The 19,719-nt window shown below is 69.8% G+C and carries 19 protein-coding genes; 5 read left to right on the top strand and 14 right to left on the bottom strand.

Annotation, left to right across the window (positions count from 1 at the left end; genetic code table 11):
• Positions 1-115: 115 nt before the first annotated feature.
• The 14 genes from MFF54_RS01250 to MFF54_RS01315 all read right to left on the bottom strand — a co-directional run bounded on the left by MFF54_RS01250 (position 116) and on the right by MFF54_RS01315 (position 14,266).
• Positions 116-1,069: a UDP-glucuronic acid decarboxylase family protein gene (locus MFF54_RS01250; protein WP_238300645.1), complete on the bottom strand. Its 954-nt coding sequence runs from the start codon at positions 1,067-1,069 to the stop codon at positions 116-118.
• 3 nt (positions 1,070-1,072) lie between these two features.
• Positions 1,073-2,077 (bottom strand): glycosyl transferase family 90, encoded by a 1,005-nt coding sequence (locus MFF54_RS01255; RefSeq protein WP_238300647.1) that lies wholly within the window; start codon positions 2,075-2,077, stop codon positions 1,073-1,075.
• 46 nt (positions 2,078-2,123) lie between these two features.
• Entirely contained in the window at positions 2,124-3,443 is a 1,320-nt protein-coding gene (gene rfbH / locus MFF54_RS01260) for a lipopolysaccharide biosynthesis protein RfbH (protein WP_238300649.1), read from the bottom strand.
• A 78-nt stretch (positions 3,444-3,521) separates the two neighbouring features.
• Entirely contained in the window at positions 3,522-4,490 is a 969-nt protein-coding gene (locus tag MFF54_RS01265; RefSeq protein ID WP_238300650.1) for a transketolase family protein, read from the bottom strand.
• A complete protein-coding gene (locus MFF54_RS01270) occupies positions 4,487-5,338 on the bottom strand; it encodes a transketolase (RefSeq protein ID WP_238300652.1) in 852 nt (283 codons plus the stop codon). The genes MFF54_RS01265 and MFF54_RS01270 overlap by 4 nt, the downstream gene beginning before the upstream one ends.
• 79 nt (positions 5,339-5,417) lie before the next feature.
• Positions 5,418-6,329 (bottom strand): NAD-dependent epimerase/dehydratase family protein, encoded by a 912-nt coding sequence (locus MFF54_RS01275; protein WP_238300654.1) that lies wholly within the window; start codon positions 6,327-6,329, stop codon positions 5,418-5,420.
• A 25-nt stretch (positions 6,330-6,354) separates the two neighbouring features.
• Positions 6,355-7,125, bottom strand: coding sequence for a glucose-1-phosphate cytidylyltransferase (rfbF, locus tag MFF54_RS01280; RefSeq protein ID WP_238300656.1), 771 nt, complete (start codon positions 7,123-7,125; stop codon positions 6,355-6,357).
• Positions 7,126-7,183: 58 nt separating this feature from the next.
• Complete coding sequence (gene rfbG, locus MFF54_RS01285; RefSeq protein ID WP_283206235.1) at positions 7,184-8,269, bottom strand: CDP-glucose 4,6-dehydratase; 1,086 nt, start codon at positions 8,267-8,269, stop codon at positions 7,184-7,186.
• 77 nt (positions 8,270-8,346) lie between these two features.
• A complete protein-coding gene (locus MFF54_RS01290; RefSeq protein WP_238300659.1) occupies positions 8,347-9,333 on the bottom strand; it encodes a glycosyltransferase family 2 protein in 987 nt (328 codons plus the stop codon).
• A 40-nt stretch (positions 9,334-9,373) separates the two neighbouring features.
• Positions 9,374-10,375, bottom strand: a complete 1,002-nt coding sequence (locus MFF54_RS01295) for a GHMP family kinase ATP-binding protein (protein WP_238300661.1) — start codon at positions 10,373-10,375, stop codon at positions 9,374-9,376.
• Between the two features lie 70 nt (positions 10,376-10,445).
• Positions 10,446-11,249, bottom strand: a complete 804-nt coding sequence (locus tag MFF54_RS01300; protein WP_238300663.1) for a glycosyltransferase family protein — start codon at positions 11,247-11,249, stop codon at positions 10,446-10,448.
• A gap of 2 nt (positions 11,250-11,251) precedes the next feature.
• Positions 11,252-12,568 carry an HAD-IIIA family hydrolase gene (locus tag MFF54_RS01305; RefSeq protein ID WP_238300665.1) on the bottom strand — a complete coding sequence of 439 codons (1,317 nt, stop codon included), beginning with the start codon at positions 12,566-12,568 and terminating at the stop codon, positions 11,252-11,254.
• Positions 12,543-13,178 carry a D-sedoheptulose 7-phosphate isomerase gene (locus MFF54_RS01310; protein ID WP_238300667.1) on the bottom strand — a complete coding sequence of 212 codons (636 nt, stop codon included), beginning with the start codon at positions 13,176-13,178 and terminating at the stop codon, positions 12,543-12,545. The genes MFF54_RS01305 and MFF54_RS01310 overlap by 26 nt, the downstream gene beginning before the upstream one ends.
• Positions 13,179-13,333: 155 nt before the next feature.
• Positions 13,334-14,266 carry an NAD-dependent epimerase/dehydratase family protein gene (locus MFF54_RS01315; RefSeq protein WP_238300668.1) on the bottom strand — a complete coding sequence of 311 codons (933 nt, stop codon included), beginning with the start codon at positions 14,264-14,266 and terminating at the stop codon, positions 13,334-13,336.
• A 254-nt stretch (positions 14,267-14,520) separates the two neighbouring features.
• On the opposite strand from MFF54_RS01315, the gene MFF54_RS01320 reads away from it, so the two are divergent.
• From MFF54_RS01320 to MFF54_RS01340, 5 genes are all read left to right on the top strand, one after another.
• Positions 14,521-15,789: a class I SAM-dependent methyltransferase gene (locus tag MFF54_RS01320; protein ID WP_238300670.1), complete on the top strand. Its 1,269-nt coding sequence runs from the start codon at positions 14,521-14,523 to the stop codon at positions 15,787-15,789.
• On the top strand, positions 15,786-16,748 hold the full coding sequence (locus MFF54_RS01325) for an NAD-dependent epimerase/dehydratase family protein (RefSeq protein WP_238300672.1): 963 nt from the start codon (positions 15,786-15,788) through the stop codon (positions 16,746-16,748). The genes MFF54_RS01320 and MFF54_RS01325 overlap by 4 nt, the downstream gene beginning before the upstream one ends.
• Complete coding sequence (locus MFF54_RS01330) at positions 16,732-17,655, top strand: NAD-dependent epimerase/dehydratase family protein (protein ID WP_238300674.1); 924 nt, start codon at positions 16,732-16,734, stop codon at positions 17,653-17,655. Before MFF54_RS01325 ends, MFF54_RS01330 begins: the two co-directional genes overlap by 17 nt.
• A 368-nt stretch (positions 17,656-18,023) precedes the next feature.
• Positions 18,024-18,794 (top strand): ABC transporter ATP-binding protein, encoded by a 771-nt coding sequence (locus MFF54_RS01335; protein WP_238300676.1) that lies wholly within the window; start codon positions 18,024-18,026, stop codon positions 18,792-18,794.
• A 46-nt stretch (positions 18,795-18,840) separates the two neighbouring features.
• The gene (locus MFF54_RS01340; RefSeq protein WP_238300696.1) at positions 18,841-19,704 is read left to right on the top strand and encodes an ABC transporter permease; all 864 of its coding nucleotides are present in this window, start codon (positions 18,841-18,843) and stop codon (positions 19,702-19,704) included.
• The last annotated feature ends 15 nt before the right edge of the window (positions 19,705-19,719 follow it).

The following is a 19,719-nucleotide window of genomic DNA, read 5'->3' on the forward strand; positions in this document are numbered from 1 at the left end:
GCTGGAAGGCGCGCGCCGCCGCGGTCGACCTGCGCCTGCCCTCGGTCGCGGAGCTGCGCGAGTTCCGGGGCGACGCCGCGCTCGACATCGCCGACCCGATCACCCGCACGCTGATCTACGCCGCCTGAAGCGCCCGCTCGAAATAGGCGATCGTCCGCGCCAGCCCCTCGCGCAGGGGAATCGCGGGCGCCCAGCCGAGGAGCTCCCCCGCCAGCGCGATGTCGGGCCGGCGCTGGCGCGGATCGTCGGGCGGCAGCGGCCGGTGCTCGATCGGGGAGGCCGAGCCCGTCAGTTCGCGGACCAGCGCGGCGAGCTCGGCGATCGTGAACTCGCCCGGATTGCCGAGGTTGACCGGCCCGGTCACCGCGTGGGGCGTCTCCATCATGCGGATCAGCCCGTCCACGAGGTCGTCCACGTAGCAGAACGAGCGCGTCTGCGTGCCCTCGCCGTAGAGGGTGATGGGTTCGCCCTTCAGCGCCTGCACGATCAGGTTCGAGACCACGCGCCCGTCGTTCGGGTGCATCCGCGGCCCGTAGGTGTTGAAGATGCGCACCACCTTCACGCCGAGGTCGTGCTGGCGCCGGTAGTCGAAGAACAGCGTCTCGGCGCAGCGCTTGCCCTCGTCGTAGCAGGAGCGGAAGCCGATCGGGTTGACCCGGCCCCAGTAGGATTCGGGCTGCGGGTGCACGTCCGGGTCGCCGTAGACCTCCGAGGTCGAGGCCTGGAGGATCTTCGCCTTCACGCGCTTGGCGAGGCCCAGCATGTTGATCGCCCCCACCACGCTGGTCTTCGTCGTCTGCACGGGGTCGAACTGGTAGTGCACCGGCGAGGCCGGGCAGGCGAGGTTGTAGATCTCGTCCACCTCCACGTAGAGCGGGAACGTCACGTCGTGGCGCATCAGCTCGAAGCGCGGGTCGCCCAGGAGATGCGCCACGTTGGCCCGCGCGCCGGTGAAGAAGTTGTCGACGCAGAGCACCTCGTGCCCCTGAGCGAGCAGCCGCTCGCACAGGTGCGAGCCCACGAAGCCGGCCCCGCCGGTGACGAGAACGCGTTTGGCGGTTGAGCGCATGGATCAGGCCTTCCGGGCTCGGATATGGGCGATCACGCGCGGAGCGACGTCCAGGAGCGCCTGATCGAAGGTGATGGCGGCGGCCAGCGCCCGGCCCCGCGCCGCGATGGCCTCGGCCGCCCCCGGCTCCCGGGCGAGCCAGGCGCGCACGCCCGCGAGGTCGTGGAGATCGGTCGAGACGGGCACGACGTGGATCCAGGGCACGAGCCGGTCGTAGTACCATTGCCGGTGGCCCAGCGCCGAATCCACCTTCACCACGGTGCAGCCCATCAGGAGCTTGGTGAACAGCCCCATCCAGGCGGAGGAGTTGCCGTCGATGTCGACGGCGTGCCGGTAGCCCATGAAGGCCTCGAGCGGCACCCGCTCGGCCACGAGGCCGAGGCCTTCCGCCTCGCGCCGGCCCGGCGCGTCCCGGTCGGCGTCGCCCGGCAGGCCGACGAACTTCGCGTCGAGCGGCACGCCCTCCCCCGGCGCCGCGGCGGCGAGGCAGAGGCGGGATCGCTGCAGCTCCCGCCAGCTCGGCAGGCGCTTCCTCGGGTCCCCCAGCATGGTCCCGCGCCAGAACAGGGCCGGGTCGCGCGCCTGCCAGTCGACGAAGCCCGCCGCGACGCGCTCGCGGAAGGCCCGGTAGCCCTCGGCGGCGACGAACTCGGCGTCGGGCACGAGGATGTTCGCGGTCCCGCCCCCCGAGAAGGCGAGCCCCGGCGCCTCCGGGATGTCGGCGAGCCAGAGGTCGCAGCGCCCGTCGAGCTCCGGCTCGAGGTCCCGGAGCCGGCCGAAGAACAGCCGCATGGCGGCGAGCCGGTTGGCGAGCGCCGTGCGGTCGGTCCAGTCCGGGTAGCTCGCCGCGAGCGCGTAGCCGATCGGCTGCCCCGGCGCGAAGGTGATCGCCGCGATGCGCGGGTGGCGGTGGTGAACGTCGAGCGTGAAGGGGTCCGTCAGCGCCCGGCCGAGGATCGGCGCGGCGAGGCGCGCGCGCACGTCTTCCATGTCGATCGGCTTCGTCATCGGCCCTCCCGGGGACGCCTCTGGGGGCGCCGTGGCCGGATGCCGCTCATCGGGCAGCGAGTTCCCGCGCGGTCGCGTCGAGCGTGTCGGCCATGTAGTCCAGCATCGGCTCGGTGATACCCGGCCAGACGCCGATCCAGAAGCTGTCGCGCATGACCTTGTCCGTGCGCGACAGAGTCCCGTGCACGCGGTACTGCACGTCGCGGAAGGCGGGCTGGCGGATGAGGTTCCCGGCAAACAGCAGCCGGGTGCCGACCCGCCGCTCCTCGAGCCGGGCCACCAGCGCGTTGCGATCGAGGCCGACGCCATCGCGCACCGTCAGCAGGTAACCGAACCAGCTCGGCTCCGAACCCGGCGTCGCCACGGGCAGGTGGAAGAGTCCGTCGAGGCCGCGCTCCCTGAGGCGACGTTCGAGGCCGGCGAAGTTCTCGCGGCGACGTGCCACGAAACGGTCGAGCTTGGTCAGCTGGCTGACCCCGAGGGCTGCCTGCATGTCGCTGACCTTCAGGTTGTAGCCCAGATGCGAGTACGTGTACTTGTGGTCGTAGCCGCGGGGCAGGTCACCGAGCTTCCAGCCGAAACGGTTGCCGCAGGTGTTGTCGGTGCCGGGCTTGCAGTAGCAGTCCCGGCCCCAGTCCCGGAACGACTCGGCGATCTTGGCGAGCGGTCCCGTGTCCATCAGCACGGCGCCACCCTCGCCGGTGGTGATGTGGTGCGCGGGATAGAAACTCAAGGTCGCAACATCGCCGAAGGTGCCGACGCCCTTGCCGCCGATCGTGGCGCCGAACGCGTCGCAGCAATCCTCGACCAGCCAGAGGCCGTGCCGGCGGCAGATCTCGGCCACACGCACCACGTCGAACGGGTTTCCGAGCGAGTGCGCGATCATCACGCCCCGGGTCTTCGGCCCCACGGCCGCCTCGAGGAGATCGACGTCTACGTTGTGCGTCTCGACGTCCACATCGACGAAGACGGGCACGCAGCCGTGCTGCACGATCGGCGCGACGGTGGTGGGAAAGCCGGCCGCGACGGTGATCACCTCGTCGCCCGGCCGCAGGCGGCGCTCGCCGTGCTTCGGCGAGGTCAGCGCCGCGAAGGCCAGCAGATTGGCGGCCGAGCCCGAGACGGTCATCCGGGCATGCCGGCGTCCGAAGATGGCGGCGAGCTCCCGCTCGAAGCGGTCGGCGTAGCGCCCGGCGGTCAGCCACATGTCGAGCGAGGCATCGATCAGGTGGGCGCAATCCTCCGCGTCCATCACCTTGCCGGAGGGCGGGATGTAGGTCTCGCCGGGCACGAAGCTCGGCTTGGCACGAGCCTCGAAATGGGACCGGGCGAGGCTCAGGATCTCGGCGCGCAGGGCATCAGCCATCGTGTCACGGTCTCATCTCGGGGTGTGCGGACGGAGCGCGCGCGGCACCGGGCATTTTGATGCGGAAATCGGCCGCCATCATGCGCGATCTCCGTCCGCATCGAATGGATCGGCGCCCGCGTCGAGACGTTCGAGGGCCGTCCGGATGCCCGCTGCCAACCCGGCGGCGTCGATGCCGCAATGGCGCCGCATCGCGACCTGGTCCAGGATCACGTCCATGCTGGCGCCGTCCCGGACGCCGTAGCCGATCAGGGGCGGCCTGTCGCGACGCGCAGCCAGCAACGGTGCGACGAGGTCGCGCAGGCCGCCGATCAGGCTGTGCTCTTCCACCGTCGCGACGAGGCGCACGCCGGCGAACGCGTCGAGGAGGGCGGGCGCGTCGAAGGGCTTGAGATAGGGCAGCGAGAGCACGCGCGCCGCGATACCGGTCTGCGCCAGCAGCTCCGCGGCCGCGAGCACCTCGCCCAGGATCGAGCCCGTACCGATCAGGGCGACCGCGTCCCCCTCACGCAGACGGATCGGCCGGCCGGGCGACTCCCGCAGGGGCGCCGCGTGCAGGACGGGCTCCCCGCCACGACCGAGCCGTAGATAGGACGGGCCGGGATCGCGAACGAAGGCGTGCACGCAGGCCGCGGTCTCGACCGGATCGGCCGGCGCCGCAACCCGGAGGCCCGGCAAGGCGCGCATGACCGCCAAGTCCTCGATGGCGTGGTGGGTGTAGCCGTGGGACCCGTAGGCGAAGCCGCCACCGACGGCCACGACGGTGACCGGCGCGGCATGGTAGCAGACGTCGACGCGGATCTGTTCGAGACAGCGCTGTGTCGGGAAGTTCGCGATCGAGTAGACGAACGGCTTGAACCCCGAGAGGGCGAGGCCCGCCGCGACGCCGATCATGTTCTGCTCGGCGACGCCGGCGTTGAGATAGCGCTCTGGAAAACGCTCGGCGAACGGCTCAAGCACCGAGTAGCCGAGGTCGCCGTTGATCAGCCAGACACGGTCGTCGGCCTCGGCGGCCTGCAGCAGCGCCGAGATGAAGGCGTTTCTCACGCGGCGCCCTCCAGTTCTGCGACCGCGGCCTCGAACTCGTCGCGGCTGGGCGAGCGATAGTGCCAGAGCAGCCGGTCCTCCATGAACGAGACCCCTTTGCCCTTGACCGTGTGAGCGATGATGGCGGTGGGCGCCTCGGCATGCCCGGCTGCGGCCAGGGCCTGCCGGAGGGCCGTATGGTCGTGCCCATCGATCTCGTGGACCGCCCAGCGGAAGGCGCGCCACTTGTCGGCGAACGGCTCCAGCGCGAGGACGTCCGCGACCGTACCGAAGCTCTGGATCTTGTTATAGTCCACGACCGCGACCAGGTTGGATAGGCCGTGATGCGCTGCGAAGAGCGCCGCCTCCCAGACCGATCCCTCATCGCACTCGCCGTCGCTGAGGACGGCGACGGCCCGGGCACCGCTGCTCAGGCGCCGAGCAGCGAGCGCGAAGCCTGCCGCGATGGAGAGCCCGTGCCCGAGCGAGCCGGTCGAAACCTCGACGCCGGGATTGTTCTTGTGGGTCACGTGACCCGAGAGCGACTGTCCGTTCTCGCCGTAGCGCGACAGCCGATCGATCGGGAAGAAGCCGCGCTCCGCCAGCACCGCGTACACCGCCGCCGCCGCATGCCCCTTCGAGACGACCAGGCGGTCCCGCTTCACCCAGCCGGGCTCGTCGGGCCGGAGGTTGAGGAAATCCTTGTAGAGGACGGCCAGGATGTCGGCGACGGACAGGCAGGAGCCCACATGCGAGGACTTCGACCTGTAGACCATCCGCAGCGTGTGCAGCCTGAGGCGCTTGGCCAGCGCGACGCTGTCATCCGCGGGTTCGAGGTGCGGCGCTGCCTCGGTGCGTCCCGGGCTCATGCGCGTCGCCCCGCGGCGAGCGTGGCGCGAGGGAGACCGGCAGCCGCCGTTCCATCGATCGGGCCGGACAGCCAGACCATCACTGAAAAATCCATGGGTTCGCCCTGTACCACTGCACCGTCTCGCCCAGCCCCTGCGCGAGCGGGATCTCAGGGCGCCACCCCAGGGCCTGCAGCCGCCGGATGTCCGCCCTGAGGAGCATGACCTGATCGGGCCGATAGGGGATCCTGCCGAAATCGAGGGCGCGTCGCGGGTCGATCCGGTCGCGCAGGGCCTCGATCGTCGCGCGCAGCGGGGGGGCCTCTCCGGAGCCGAGCGGGAAGATGCCAGCGGCGCCCTCGCTCTCGACGACGAGCCGTACCGCGCGCGCCGCATCGACCACGCTCAGGAAATCCCAGAGCTGTTCGCCGCCGGTCAGCGCCGGCGTCTGCCCGCGCAGGAGATCCCGGATCAGGCCCGGGATGAGCCAGTGGGGATGGTCCATCGGCCCGAAGACGGAGAAGATCCGGATCCACGCGAAGCGGATCCCGAGTTCCCGCGCGATGGCCGCGCCCATGCGTCCGCTGGAGAGCTTCGCCTCGCCGTAGACGGTTGTGGGCTTCTCCGGCTTCTCCAGGTCCGGATCGCCGCCGTACTCGGCCTGGGAGCCCGTGCCGACGAAGGCGCGCGCGCCGCAGCGCGCGCTCCGCTCCAGCAGATCCGTGGTCCAGACGATGTTGCGCGCCTGTGCCGGGCTGTTGCGCGCCGAGCCGGCCACGCCGTTCCAGGCGAGGTGGACGACGGCCTCGGGCGCGAAGGCTTCGAGGCGATGCGCCCAGTCGGGCTGGTCATCGAGGCCGCCGCGCAGGAGGGTGAACCGGCCGGTGAGATCCGCCAGCCGCCAGGGCTGAGTCTCCCGCGACAGGGCGAGGAGTTCGTGGCCGGCCCTGATCAGGTCCCGGCACAGATGGGAGCCGATGAAGCCGGACGCGCCGGTGACGAAGATCCTCATGACTGCCGCGGCCCTGCCGAGAGCGCTACCACGTCTTCCACGGAGCCCGTCCCGTCGACCAGAGGGCTTCGAGGCTCGTCTTGTCTCGCAGCGTGTCCATTGCCTGCCAGAAGCCGTCGTGGACGAAGGCCCGCAGATCGCCCGCGCTCGCGAGATCCTCCAGCGGTGCGCGCTCCCAGATCGTCTCGTCGCCCTCCACAGCGTCGATGACCGAGGGTGCGAGCAGGAAGAACCCGCCGTTGATCCAGCCGCCCTCGTTCACGGGCTTCTCCTCGAAGGCCGTCACCTCATCGCCTTCCATGGCCAGATAGCCGAAACGCTTCACGGGCCGCACCGCCGTGACGGTGGCGCGACGGCCGTGGGCACGGTGGAAGGCGATCTGCGCGGTGATGTCGACGTCGCTGACCCCATCACCGTAGGTGAGAGCGAACATCTCCTCGTTCTCCAGGTGGTGCCGGACCCGCTTGAGGCGGCCGCCCGTCATGGTCTCGTCGCCCGTGTCGACGAGCGTCACGGTCCACGGCTCCGCGGTCTTGCGGTGGATGTCCATCCGGTTCTCAGCGATGTGGATCGTCACATCACTCATATGGAGAAAGTAGTTCGCAAAATATTCCTTGATGATATAGCCTTTGTAGCCGAGGCAGATCACGAAATCATTGATGCCGTGCCGGCTGTAGCCCTTCATGATGTGCCACAGGATCGGACGGCCTCCGATCTCGACCATCGGCTTCGGTCGCGTGGCAGTCTCTTCGGACAGGCGTGTACCGAGGCCGCCGGCCAGGATGACGGCCTTCATCGCTGCGCCTCTCGCACGTCGGCCGGCGGCCGGCCCGCATACCCATGCACCCTCATCGTCAGGACACGGCCTCTTCTGCGGCGGCTGCCGAAGCGGCCTGCCTGTAGTCGTTGATCTGCGCCTCGACGAGCGCGCGCGCGGATGCCGAGCGGTCGCAGTATTCCCGATACCAATCCATGGTCAGGCGCAGTGTGCGATCGAAGCCCAGCACCGGACGCCAGCCCAATCCAGCCTCCGCCTTTGCGGTGTCGAGCTTGAGGATGCCGGCTTCGCGCAGGGTGGATGGCTCGACGTGGACCGGGATGGGAGCGCCGCCCCATGCCGCCAGCGCCCGCGCGATCAGATGACCCACGGTGACCTCGTTGCTCCGGGCCGGCCCGAAGTTCCAGGCCCCGACCGCGCCGTCGTCGGCCGCGAGGAGACGCTCGCCGAGTCGGAGATAGCCGTGCAGGAGATCGAGCACGTGCTGCCAGGGCCGGACGGCGGCAGGATTGCGCAGCACGAGCGGTGTGCCGGCCCGGATGGCGCGGATCAGATCGGGGATGAGCCGGTCCTCGGACCAGTCGCCGCCTCCGATCACGTTGCCGCCGCGCGCGGTGGCGACGCGCAGATGCGACAGCCCCGGCAACCCGTCCCGGTAGCACGCGGCGATGATCTCCGCCGCAGCCTTGCTCGCGCTGTAGGGATCCTTGCCGCCGAGCGGATCGCTCTCCCGGTAGCCCCAGGCCCACTCGCGGTTCTCGTAGCACTTGTCCGAGGTGACGCAGACGACCGCACGGACGGACTCGGTCCGGCGCGCCGCCTCCAGCACGTTGGCAGTGCCCATGACGTTGGTGGCGAAGGTTTCGAGCGGCTCGGCGTAGGAGCGCCTGACGAGGGCCTGCGCGGCCAGATGGAACACGATCTGCGGACGGAACGCCGACACCGCGGCGAGGACCGACCCGGCATCGCGCACGTCCGCGATCCGCGACGTCATCCTATCGACCAGACCGAGGTCTTCGAACAGGCTCGGCTGGCCGTGCTCCGGCGCCAGCGCCAGGCCGGAGACCTCGGCCCCCTCTTCAAGAAGCCAGGAGACGAGCCAGGCGCCCTTGAAGCCCGTATGCCCGGTCACCAGAACCCGCATTCCGCGATAACACGACATTCACGCGATGCCTTTGACAACGAAGGATTGGCCTGCTCGCCGCGCCTCCTGGATTCTTCGGGATCGGAAACCGCACCCTACTTGACGTACCCGACCCTGGCGCTGGGCCAGAGCATGCTCTTCTGCTGCTCCGACAGCTGGGCGTAGTACGTCTCGGCATGCTGGGGATTGTCGAGCACCGCCACCTTCCCGTGCAGATCGGCGAGAAGCGACTGGTAGTTGTCAAAGCAGGAGAAGATCGCCTGCCACCGCAGCATGAATATGCGCCGCATCTCGTTCAGTCTTTCGGCATCCGCGAAGCGGGTGTGCAGAACCTCGAGGAAGTGCTTGTCGTAATTGCTGAAGAACGAGAAGAAGCATCGCGCCATATGAGACCGCAGCTTCCCGCCGATGTTCAGCGACAGCATCTGCGTCATCTGATCGTAGATCGTGTACGGGTCCCACATCTCGTGGTAGGCCGCCGAATGGTGGATCGCAATCTCGCTCTCGCTGAAGACGACCGCCTCCGATCGTGCCGCGAGCAGGGCCAGGACGAGCTGAGGGCTCGATGATGGGTAGGCGTAGGCGTACCGGAGGTTGCCGGCCGCTACCCGCCTGTTCAGGACCTGACCTGACATCCACAGCCGCGCACCGAAATCCTGAACGCGGTAGCAGGCGATGAACGCGTCGTCGCCTTTCGCGATCTGGGTCGTATCGATCACGCCCATGTAGTTGGAGAAGAAGATGTGTCCCGCCTCCGGGAGGCACGCGATGTGGGACAGGATCGTCGCGACGCCGGTGGGGTTCGCCTCGTCGTCGTCGCCGATCAGCCAAACCCAGTCCGCGTTCGCCAGCTCGAAGGTTCGCAGCAGGTTTCCGACCGCGCCGATATTGATGGGGTTCCGAACGATTCGCACCCGCGGATGATCGACGAAGCTGGAAACCGGAATATCGGAGGCGTTGTCGACGACGAGAAGCTCGACGTCGTCGGTGAGCTGCGGCAGGACCGAACTCAGACAGCGAAGCAGGTCGTCGCGCCTGTTGTAGGTCGGTATCGCGATGGATAAGGTCGGCGTCTTGTTCAAGGTCTTACCTCCGCAGATTCGGACTGATGCTGCGTCCGCACTACGTCAGACTTTGGTGGGCGATCATCGAGCCATCGACATCCGTCCGAATCCGGACAACGGCACACCCCGGCAGCCGCGATGAGAGCGTCGCGACCCGATCCGGGTCGATCAGAGCCAGGAAGAATCCGCCCCCGCCCGCCCCGCAAAGCTTCGCCCCGTAGGCGCCGGATGCCATGATCGCGCTGTAGACCTGATCGAGATGCGCGCTGGTGACGTGGTCCGACAGGGTGCGCTTGATGAGCCAGGACTCCGACAGCATCGCCCCGAGATCACGGATCCAGTCGGTTCCACCCGTCTCGAGCAGATCGACGCACAGGCCGACCAACCTGTAGAGTTCCCCCAGTTCCCGATCGATCCGGCGCTCGGCCGTGGCCTGGACCTGCGCGGCCACCGCACGTGTCGCCCGGCGGGCGATACCGGTGTGGACCAGGACCATAGTGGCGTTGAGGAGCTCCATCGTCTGGGACGGCGCCTGTACGGGCGAGATGCGTATCGCGGATCTGTCGAAGTCGAAGCGGTTGATCCCGCCGAAGGCGGCGTGCAGCTGATCCTGAACGCCGACATTCTCCTGCAGGACATCCCGCTCGATCGCGATCGCCTTCTTGGCGAGGTCGATCTTCGTCGGCCTCACACCCCGGAGGGCGTAGACGGCGCGCAGGAACCCGACAGTGAAGGCCGACGACGACCCGAGCCCGCTTCCCGTCGAGGGCAGGTCGGAGACCACGCTGATGTCCAGCCGGTCCGTGACTTCGAAGTGCCTGAGGACCTCCCGCACGACCGGGTGCTCGATCTCCTCGAGGACACCGCAATGCTCCAGCCGCGAGTAACTGACGCGGTAATTGTAGGCCTGGAAGGCCGTCAGCTTGAGCGCCGTGATGTAGATGTACTTGTCGATCGATAAACCGACGACGGCACCGGGGTAGCGGTGGAAGTACTCGGGATAATCGGTCCCGCCACCGAACAGGCTGACCCGCAGCGGGGTCTTCGTCATCCAGAGCATGGCACGCGCGATCTCATGCGAGCGGAGGGAAGCGTCGCCCTGAGGGACGCCACCGGAGAGCGGCGGGCGCTCACCACGGGATCCGCCCGAACCGGTCCGTGAGGCCGCGATACTCCGCCTCGCTCTCCTGCTTGGCGACGGCCCCGCCGCCGACCTGCGAGGTCCCGGAGCCCGGATGGACGAGGCGCCGCACCAGAGGCAGAGCGGAGCCGTGACGCAGGAGGTGGCTGTTCGGCCCGCCCAAGTGGAGCACGTTGGCGAGCCAGGGCCGGACCTGCACGGCGTCCTGCAGGGTCGCGGGGGCGGTCGCCTCGACGAGGTGAGCGCGGCGCAGGCCCGTCTCGGCGAGGCGGCCGAGCCACTCGTTGTCGTAGTGCCACTTCGACCACATGCTGATCTCGCCGACCTGATCGAAGGTGCTGCGGCGCATCAGCCAGCCCGAGGGCGTCGGGAAATCGTTGATCCGCACGGCCTCGCCGGCCTCGTCCACCTCCAGCTGCGTCGAGGAGACGAAGTCGAACTGCTCCAGGGCCGGGATCGCGACCGAGAGGTAGTGCGGCAGCCAGCGATCATCGTCCTCCAGGAAGCCGACGAGGTCCCAGCTCTCATCCACCGCCAGGAGGGCGGCGTTCAGGGCCGCCACCTGGGACTTGCGGTCGCTGTGCACGAAGGTGAGGTTCGGCTGCCCGGCGAGCCGCGCCGGGATCTCGGTACCGGGATCGACGCCGACGAAGAAGCGCAGCTCGACCGGCCGGTCGAGCTGCTGCGCCTGCGCGCTGCGGACCGCGTGTTCGAGGAAGTAGATGCCGGACTCGGTCTCGCCGGCGAGCGTCGACATCTTCAGCCGGGACGGCGTGATCACCGCGATCTTCATGCTCACGCCTCTTCGAATCGTCGCGGCGCGGCGCCGGACGGTGCGTCATCGGTGAATCGTTCGGCGGGCTCCGCCGCGGGGAGCGGGAGGATGCCCGCCTCCGCCAGAAAGGCGTGGAGGTCGCCGCCCGGGAACAGGTGCGGGCGCACGCCCGCCGCGCGAGCGGCGGCGCAGTCGCTCTCGCGATCGCCAACGAGGCGGCTCGCGGCGCGGTCCACCGGCCAGTGGGCCATCAGGTCGAGCAGCATGCCGGGCTCGGGCTTGCGCCAGGGATGCGCGCGCGCGTAGGCCGGGACCGCTCCCTCCGGGTGGAAGGGGCAGTAGCGCACGTCGTCGAGATGGGCGCCGGCCGCGCGCAGTTCCGCGCGGAGCGCGCCGTGGAGCGCCGCGACATCCACCTCCGTGTAGAGCCCGCGGGCGATCCCCGCCTGGTTGGTGACCACGAAGACGAAGGCGCCGGCTTCGTTGAGGGCGGCGACCGCCTCGGCCGCGCCCGGGATCCAGCGGAAGCGCTCCCGCGAGCCGACATAGTGGTCGTCGTGGTTGAGCACGCCGTCCCGGTCGAGGAAGACCGCCGGCCGCACGCGCTGGCGCGGGATCTCCGCCTGCGCCCGCGCGAAGCTCTCCGGGACACCGATATCGAGGAAGTAGCCGGCGCGGACGAGGCCGGCGACGCGGCCGGCAGCGGCGAGCCGGGGCAGCACGTCCCGCTCCAGCGAGCAGGGTCCGTCGATCTCGGCGAGCAGGGTACGGCGGACGAGATAGACGCCCGCATTGATCAGGCCGGGCCCGGGGGCCGGCGGCCGCTCCAGGAAGGCCGTCACCGTCTCGCCCCGGACGAGGGCGACGCCGTAGCGCGCGGCGTCCGGCACGGAACGCAGCATCAGCGCGATCTCGGCCCGGGGGCCGCGGGCGAGGAGCGGGGTGAGGGCCAGCAGGTTGCAGTCGAACCAGGAATCGCCGTTGAGCAGCAGGAACGTGTCGTCGGCGAGGTGGGCGGCGTGCGCGAGCGCCCCGCCGGTCCCGGCCTGGTCGGGCTCGATGCAGACCCGCAGGCGCATCCCGAAGCGCGCGGCGACCGGGTTGTCGTGGATGTAGGATTCGATCTTCTCGCTGCGGAAGGCCGCGAGCAGCACCACCTCCTCGAAGCCGTGGCGGCCGAGCTCGAACAGCAGCGTGTCGAGGAAGGGCCGGTCCGCCACCGCCAGAAGGGGTTTCGGGGTCTCGGCCGTCAGGGCCCCGAGGCGGGTGCCGAGACCGCCGCAGAGGATCATAGCCTGGCGCAGCACGGGATCAGGCCGCCCGGTTCCGCGCGGCATCCCGAGGGCCGTCCTGCTGCGCGAAGCGCTCCGCCAGATTCGGGCACAGGCGCGCCTCGACCCGGCCGCAGATCGCGTGGGCGAGCGCCATGTGGACCTGCTGGATCAGCGGCGTCGCGTCGGAGGGCACCCGCAGCAGCACGTCGGCGAAGGGGGCCATCAGGCCGCCGCTCCGCCCCGTCAGGCCGATTGTGGCAAGGCCCATATCCTGCGCCGCGTGCATCGCCCGCAGAACGTTGGGCGAAGTGCCCGAGGTCGAGAGCGCGAGGCAGACGTCGCCCGCGTGACCAAGGGCGAGGACTTGGCGCTCGAACACTCGCTCGTAGCCGTAATCGTTGCCGATCGCGGTGAGCACGGAGGTGTCCGTGGTCAGGGCCAGCGCGGCCAGCGGGGCCCGGTCGTAGTTGAAGCGCGAGACGAACTCGCCCGCGATGTGCTGGGCATCGCCCGCGCTGCCGCCGTTGCCGAAGACGAGGAGCTTGCCGCCGGCCGCGAGCGCCGCGCCGATCCGCTCGGCGGCGCTCGCGGCCGCGTCGAGCAGGTCGGGGCAGTCGATCGCCGCCTGCAACACGTCGCGCGATCGCACGAGGTAATCGGTGAAGTCGGTCATGGTCGGCGCCGTCCAGCCTGTCGCGGGGCGACCCGAACGGCCATCAGGGCCGGTCGCGTCGCCGCCGCGAAGCCCCGCGCCCGGGGGAGCGGATCTTCCGGCAGCCGGTCTGGCGCACGCGCCTTGCGCCAGACTTGCGCCGCGGCGGGCGTGCGTCAGACGTTGGCGAAGCGGGCGTTGCGCAGCATCGTGTAGCCGCGCACGAGTTCGCGGATGCCGGTGTCGAGATCGACGTCCGGCGACCAGCCGGTCGCCTCGAGCTTGGCGTTCGAGACGATGTAGTCGCGCTTGTCAGGATCCTCGCCGATCGGCGCCTCGATGTAGACGAAGCGCGGCACGTGGGCCTTGATCCGCTGGCAGAGTTCGAGCTTCGAGAGGTTCGCCGAGGACAGGCCGAGATTGTAGGCCTCGCCCCGCATCGCGCCGAACCGGTCGATCGCGTGCAAAAATCCCTTCGCGACGTCGCGGATGTGGATGTAGTTGCGCTTGAAATGGCCCTCGAAGACCACGAGGGCGCCGTCGTTGACCGCCCGGTGGGTGAAGTCGTTGACAAGGAGGTCGAGGCGCATGCGCGGCGCCATGCCGAAGACCGTAGCGAGACGCAGGGTGACGCCGCGGCCGCTCGCGAGCACCGCGTCCTCGGCCTCGCATTTCGTGACGCCGTAGAGCGAGATCGGCCGCAGGGGCGTCTCCTCGGTGCAGAACTTGCCGCTCTCGCCGATGCCGTAGCCGGAATTCGTGGTGGGGTAGACGATCATCTGGTCGCCGCCGGCCCGGGCGACGAGGTCGCGCACGGCGTCGCGGTTGAGGGTGGTGGCGCCGACCGCGTCCTCCCGGCAGAGCGGGGCGCCGACGAGTGCGGCCAGCGGGATCAGCACGTCGTGCTGCGGCACGAGCTCGTCGAGCAGGCGGTGGTCGCGCGCATCGCCCCGCACCGGGCGGAAGCCCTCGTAGGCGCAGGCCGCGGCGAGCTCCGTGCCGCCGGCCCGGAATGTGTCGAGCACCGTCACCGAATCGCCGCGCGCCAGCAGGATCGGCACGAGGATCGAGCCGATATAGCCGGCCCCGCCCGTCACCAGAATGCGCATGATTCCACCCTGCTCGCGGTCCCGGACTTCCCGCGGACCGAACGCCTCCGAATCGGCGGTTAGCACGGCGCCCCGACCCGCTTGAAGAAGGGGCGCGGCGATAAGCCGGACCTGTTGCGGCGATGCCCCGGAGGGCGGACGGGGCGCCATCAGGTTCGCACAAGCCACTCCCGTCAGAGGGATTGGCCTGCACGCTGCGCGCGCGCCGCGCCGGGTGCGTGACCGCGGGGCGCGGTCGACGAGCGGAGACGGGAATGTCGAGCCCGATGCTGGATATGGAGTGCCGCGTCTGCGGCGAGCGGCAGGTCGAGCTGTTCCTCGATCTCGGCGCGCAGCCCCACTGCAACCGCCTGATCCCGCCCGCGCTCGCCCAGGTGGCGGAGCCGAAATTCCCGCTTCGCGCCGGCTTCTGCCGGGCCTGCACCCTCGTGCAGATCGACCACACCATCCCGAAGGAGAGCATGTTCCGCGACTACCCCTACGTCTCGGGGACGACGCGAACGCTCGTCGAGCACTTCCGCGATTCGGCCGCGCGCCTCGTGCGGCGCTACGGTCTCGGGCCGGACGATCTCGTGGTCGATATCGGCAGCAACGACGGGACCTGGCTGAAGCAGTACCGGCCCTTCGGCCTGCGCACCCTCGGGGTCGAGCCCGCCGGCAACGTCGCGGCGCTGGCGACGGAGGCAGGCGTCGAGACGCTCAACCGCTTCTTCAACGCCGAGACGGCGGACGTCATCCTCGCCGGGCCGGGCCGGGCGCGCCTCGTGACCGCGGCGGGCGTGTTCTTCCACCTCGAAGAGCTTCACAGCGTGGTCGAGGGCGTGGCCAGGCTGCTGACGCCCGACGGGACCTTCTGCGTCCAGGCGATCTATCTCGGCGGCATGGTCGAGAACACGGCCTTCGACCAGATCTACCACGAGCACCTGTGCTACTACACGCTGCGCTCGCTGGAGGAGCTGTTCGGCCGCCACGGCCTCGCGGTGCACGATGTCGGGCTCGTGCCCGTCCATGGCGGCTCACTGGAGGTGCATGTGGGGTTTCCCGGCGCGCATCCGGTGAGCGACGCGGTGCTCGCCATGCGGGCCGAGGAGGAGCGCCGGGGCTACGGCCGCATCGAGACCTACCGGGCCTTCGCCGAGAACGTGCAGGCTCTCGGGCGCGATCTTCGCGCCCTGCTCGAGCGGCTGCGCGCCGAGGGCCGGCGCGTCCACGCCTACGGCGCGCCGGCCAAGGGCGCGACCCTGCTCAACGCCTTCGGGATCGGGCCCGACCTCGTGGAATGCGCGGTCGAGCGCAACCCGCTGAAGTTCGACACGCTGATCCCCGGCGCCCGCATCCCGATCGTGGACGAGGCCGCGACCCCGCGGCCCGACGCCTACCTGATGCTGGCGTGGAACTTCCTGGACGAGTTCCTGGCGCGCGAGCGGGCCTATCTGGAGGGCGGCGGCCAGTTCATCGTGCCGGTGCCGCGCCTGCGGGTGATCGGCGCCGCCGACTTGGCCCCCACGGACACCGCCCGATGACGGCGCCTCCTGAAGCGCGGGTGCTTCCCGAAGCCGTGGTGCTGTTCGGAGCCTCGGGCTTCGTCGGGCGCAATCTCGCGGCGCGGCTCGCCGGCCGCGTGGGTCGGCTCATCGCTGTCAACGCGAGCGGGATGCCGGTCCCCGGCGCGGACGCGACGCTGCCGATCGGCGCGCTCGGCGAGGTACCTGCTCTGCCGCGCGACACGGTGGCGATCCACGTCGCGGCCCCGCGCTACGACGCCGCCCGCTTCGCCACGGCGCAGGCGGACCTGCTCGCCGGCAACATCGAGATCGCCAACCGGATCTACGGCTTCTGCGCCGAGCGCGGGATCGCCGAGGTGCGGATGGCCTCGAGCGTCGCGGTCTACCCGGCCGAGCGCGCCATCCTCGACGACGCGGTGCCGGTCGATCTCCACGCGCCGCCCCACCCGGGTGAGGCCTTCTACGCGTGGTCGAAGCGCTGGGCCGAGATCGCGGCGGGTCTGTTCCGCGAGCGCTACGGGATCAACACCATCGCGTTCCGGCTGAGCAACCCCTACGGCCCTTACGACGCGCTGGACGAGGCCGTGGCGCACGTGCTCCCCGCCTTCGTGATCCGGGCCCTTCGGCCGGGCGAGGTCTTCACCATTCGGGGCGACCCACAGGTCGAGCGCGACTTCATCCACGTGGACGACGTGGTCGCGGTGTTCGAGCGCTCGCTGCGCCGGCGGGGCGAGAGCCTGACGGCGAATCTCTGCAGCGGCACCACGACCTCCCTGCAGACGCTCGCCGAGACGATCCTGCGTCTCGCCGGCGTCGCGCGCCCGATCGCGGCGGCCGGGCAGACAGGCTCGGCGGTGCTGGCGCGCCGATCGACCAACGCGCTGGTCCGGCAGGCCTTCGGCGACCTACGCTTCACGAGCCTGGAGGACGGGCTGTCCCAGACCATCGACTGGTACCGGCATGCCCTCGAAGGCTGACCTGACGGATCTGGTGCTGGGCGCCCACGGCTTTCTCGGGCGGCGCCTCGTGCGCCGTCTCGAGGCCGACGGGCGCCGGGTGATCGCGGTCGGTCGGGAAGCCGGCGATCTCGCGGTGCCGGAGGTCGCGCGGTCCGCGCTCGGCCGGGCGCCGGTCGCGCGGATCTTCCACTTCGCGACGCGCCAGCGCACCGGCCCAAGTCAGTACGACATCCAGGCGGAGCTGCTCGCGGTCAACGCGCGGATGCACCTGAACGTCTTGGAGGCCTGGCGCCAGTTGCAGCCGCAGGCGAAGCTGATCACGCCGGGCAGCTCCTGCACCTACCCCGAATCGCGCGAGCCGCTGACGGAGGCAAGCTTCGGCCTCGGGCCGCTGCATCCCTCCGTGGCGGGCTACGCACTCGCCAAACAGGTCCTCGCCACGGGCTGCGCGGCCTACGCGCGTCAGTACGGGCTGCGCTATCTCCACTGCGTGCTGGCGACCACCTACGGTCCGGGCGACCACACGGAAGCCGACCGCAGCCACTTTGTGGGCGCGCTCCTGCACCGGGCCGCCGCGGAGAAGCGGCGGGGCGCGACATGCTTCACGGTCTGGGGCGATCCCGCGACGGTGCGCGAGGTGCTCCACGCCGACGACCAGATCGACGCGATCCTCCGCGCAGACGCCCAGTTCACGGACACGATCCTCAACTGCGCGGCCGACACGCCCGTGACGGTCGGCGCGGTCGCCGAGGCCGTGCTCCGGGCGCTCGACTGGCAGGTGCCGATCGAGCGGCCCGCCGAATCGTTTCAGGGGACGCCGTACAAGATGCTCGATTCCGGTCGCTTTCTGGCGGCGACCGGATGGCGGCCGCGGATTTCCCTCGATGACGGGCTGAGGCAGCTCGTCCGGGAGGCGTATCCGTAGGATCGCCGTCCGACGCGACGGCCTCGCCCGGCGTCGCGGGCGCGCGGAGTTCGGCCGCGGCCTCCCGACGCCGCTGACGATCCGACAAGGCGCCCGAGGCGTGTCTTATATATGATATATGATCTTGCCGTTGGGGGCACGGTCCGGTATGAGGATGGCGGCCCTGTGACGCGGATGCGCTGCGAGGCCGGGACCCGGGAACGCCACCCGTCGGACCGGCAGCCTCTCGGCAAAGAACGGACGCAGCACCGGGTCCGTGCGATGATTCGGCAAGCCGCGCATAAAGTCGAGGCACGCGTCAGGGCACGCCAGAACAAGACATAGCTCGCAGAAGATCGCGGCCCGAGCCGCGGCGCAGGGAGGAGCGTATGGGCTTGACGGACGCGCTGTTGCAGGTCGACGGCGTCACGCTGCAGTACAAGACGCCGCATCACCTGATCACAGCGACCTACCGGGTCAGCTTCGATGTCCTGCCGGGCGACCGCTTCGTCCTGCTGGGGCCCTCCGGCTGCGGAAAATCCACCCTGCTGAAGGCGGTGGGCGGCTACATGGCCCCGACCGAGGGCGAGATCCGGCTCAAGGGCCGGCCCGTCACGGGGCCAGGCCCCGACCGGATGATGGTGTTCCAGGAGTTCGACCAGCTCCTGCCCTGGAAGACGGTCCGCCAGAACGTCGTCTTCGCCCTCGAAGCCTCTGGCCGCCTCACTGGGCGGGCCGCCGAGGAGCGGGCGATGGCCTATATCGACAAGGTCAACCTCACCAAATTCGCCGACAGCTACCCGCACATGCTGTCAGGCGGCATGAAGCAGCGCGTCGCGATCGCCCGCGGCATGGCGATGGAGCCCGACATCCTGCTGATGGACGAGCCCTTCGCCGCGCTCGACGCCCTCACCCGGCGCAGGATGCAGGACGAGCTCCTGATGCTGTGGGAAGAGACCCGCTTCACCGTCCTGTTCGTCACCCACTCGATCCCCGAGGCGATCAAGATCGGCTCGCGCATCCTCCTGCTCTCGCCCCACCCGGGCGAGGTGAAGGCCGAACTCAACAGCGCCGGCTCCCCCGGTGAACAGGCCCAGCTCGAGAGCCGCATCCAGCAGATGCTGTTCGCCGAGGAGATCAAGGAGGCGGAGAATGTCTAGCGCGAACGCCCTTGCGGGGAGCGCGGACGTGACCGCCCCCACCCGGATGCCCGCCCCCGGGCGCCCCGAGATCGTGCGGGAGCGGGCGGGTGCGCGGGGCGGCACGGTGGTCGAGAAGCCGCTCTCGACGCTGGAGCTGCTCTACAACCAGGGCTGGCTGCGCAAGATCCTGATCCTGGCCATCCTGGCGCTGATCTGGGAGGCCTACGGCCGCTACCTCGACAACGACCTTCTGTTCCCGACCTTCTCGGCGACGCTCGGGGCCTTCTTCCGCGGCGTGGCGGACGGCACCCTGCCGCTGCGGGCCTGGGGCTCGGTGAAGATCCTGCTCGTCGGCTACGCCATCGGCATCGTGCTGGCCACGATCCTCACCGGCATCGCCATCGCCTCGCGGATCGGCACCGACTTCCTCGAGACCATGACGTCGATGTTGAACCCGCTCCCGGCCATCGCGCTCCTACCGCTGGCGCTGATCTGGTTCGGGCTGGGCAACGGCAGCCTCGTCTTCGTGCTGGTCCACTCGGTGACCTGGGCGATCGCGCTGAACACTCATTCGGGCTTCCTCTCGGTGAGCCGGACCCTGAAGATGGTCGGACGCAATTACGGGCTGAGCGGAGCCGGCCTGATCCGCAAGATCCTGATCCCGGCGGCCTTCCCGTCGATCCTGACCGGCCTGAAGGTCGGCTGGGCCTTCGCGTGGCGCACCTTGATCGCGGCCGAGCTCGTCTTCGGCGTGTCCTCGGGATCGGGCGGCCTCGGCTGGTTCATCTTCGAGAACAAGAACATGCTCGACATCCCGAACGTGTTCGCGGGCCTCCTCACCGTGATCCTGATCGGCCTCGTGGTGGAGAACCTGATCTTCCAGACGATCGAGCGCCACACCATCCAGCGCTGGGGCATGCAGGCCTGAGCCGACCGGAGTCGG

Source organism: Methylobacterium gregans (assembly GCF_022179245.1).
Lineage (GTDB): Bacteria > Pseudomonadota > Alphaproteobacteria > Rhizobiales > Beijerinckiaceae > Methylobacterium > Methylobacterium gregans.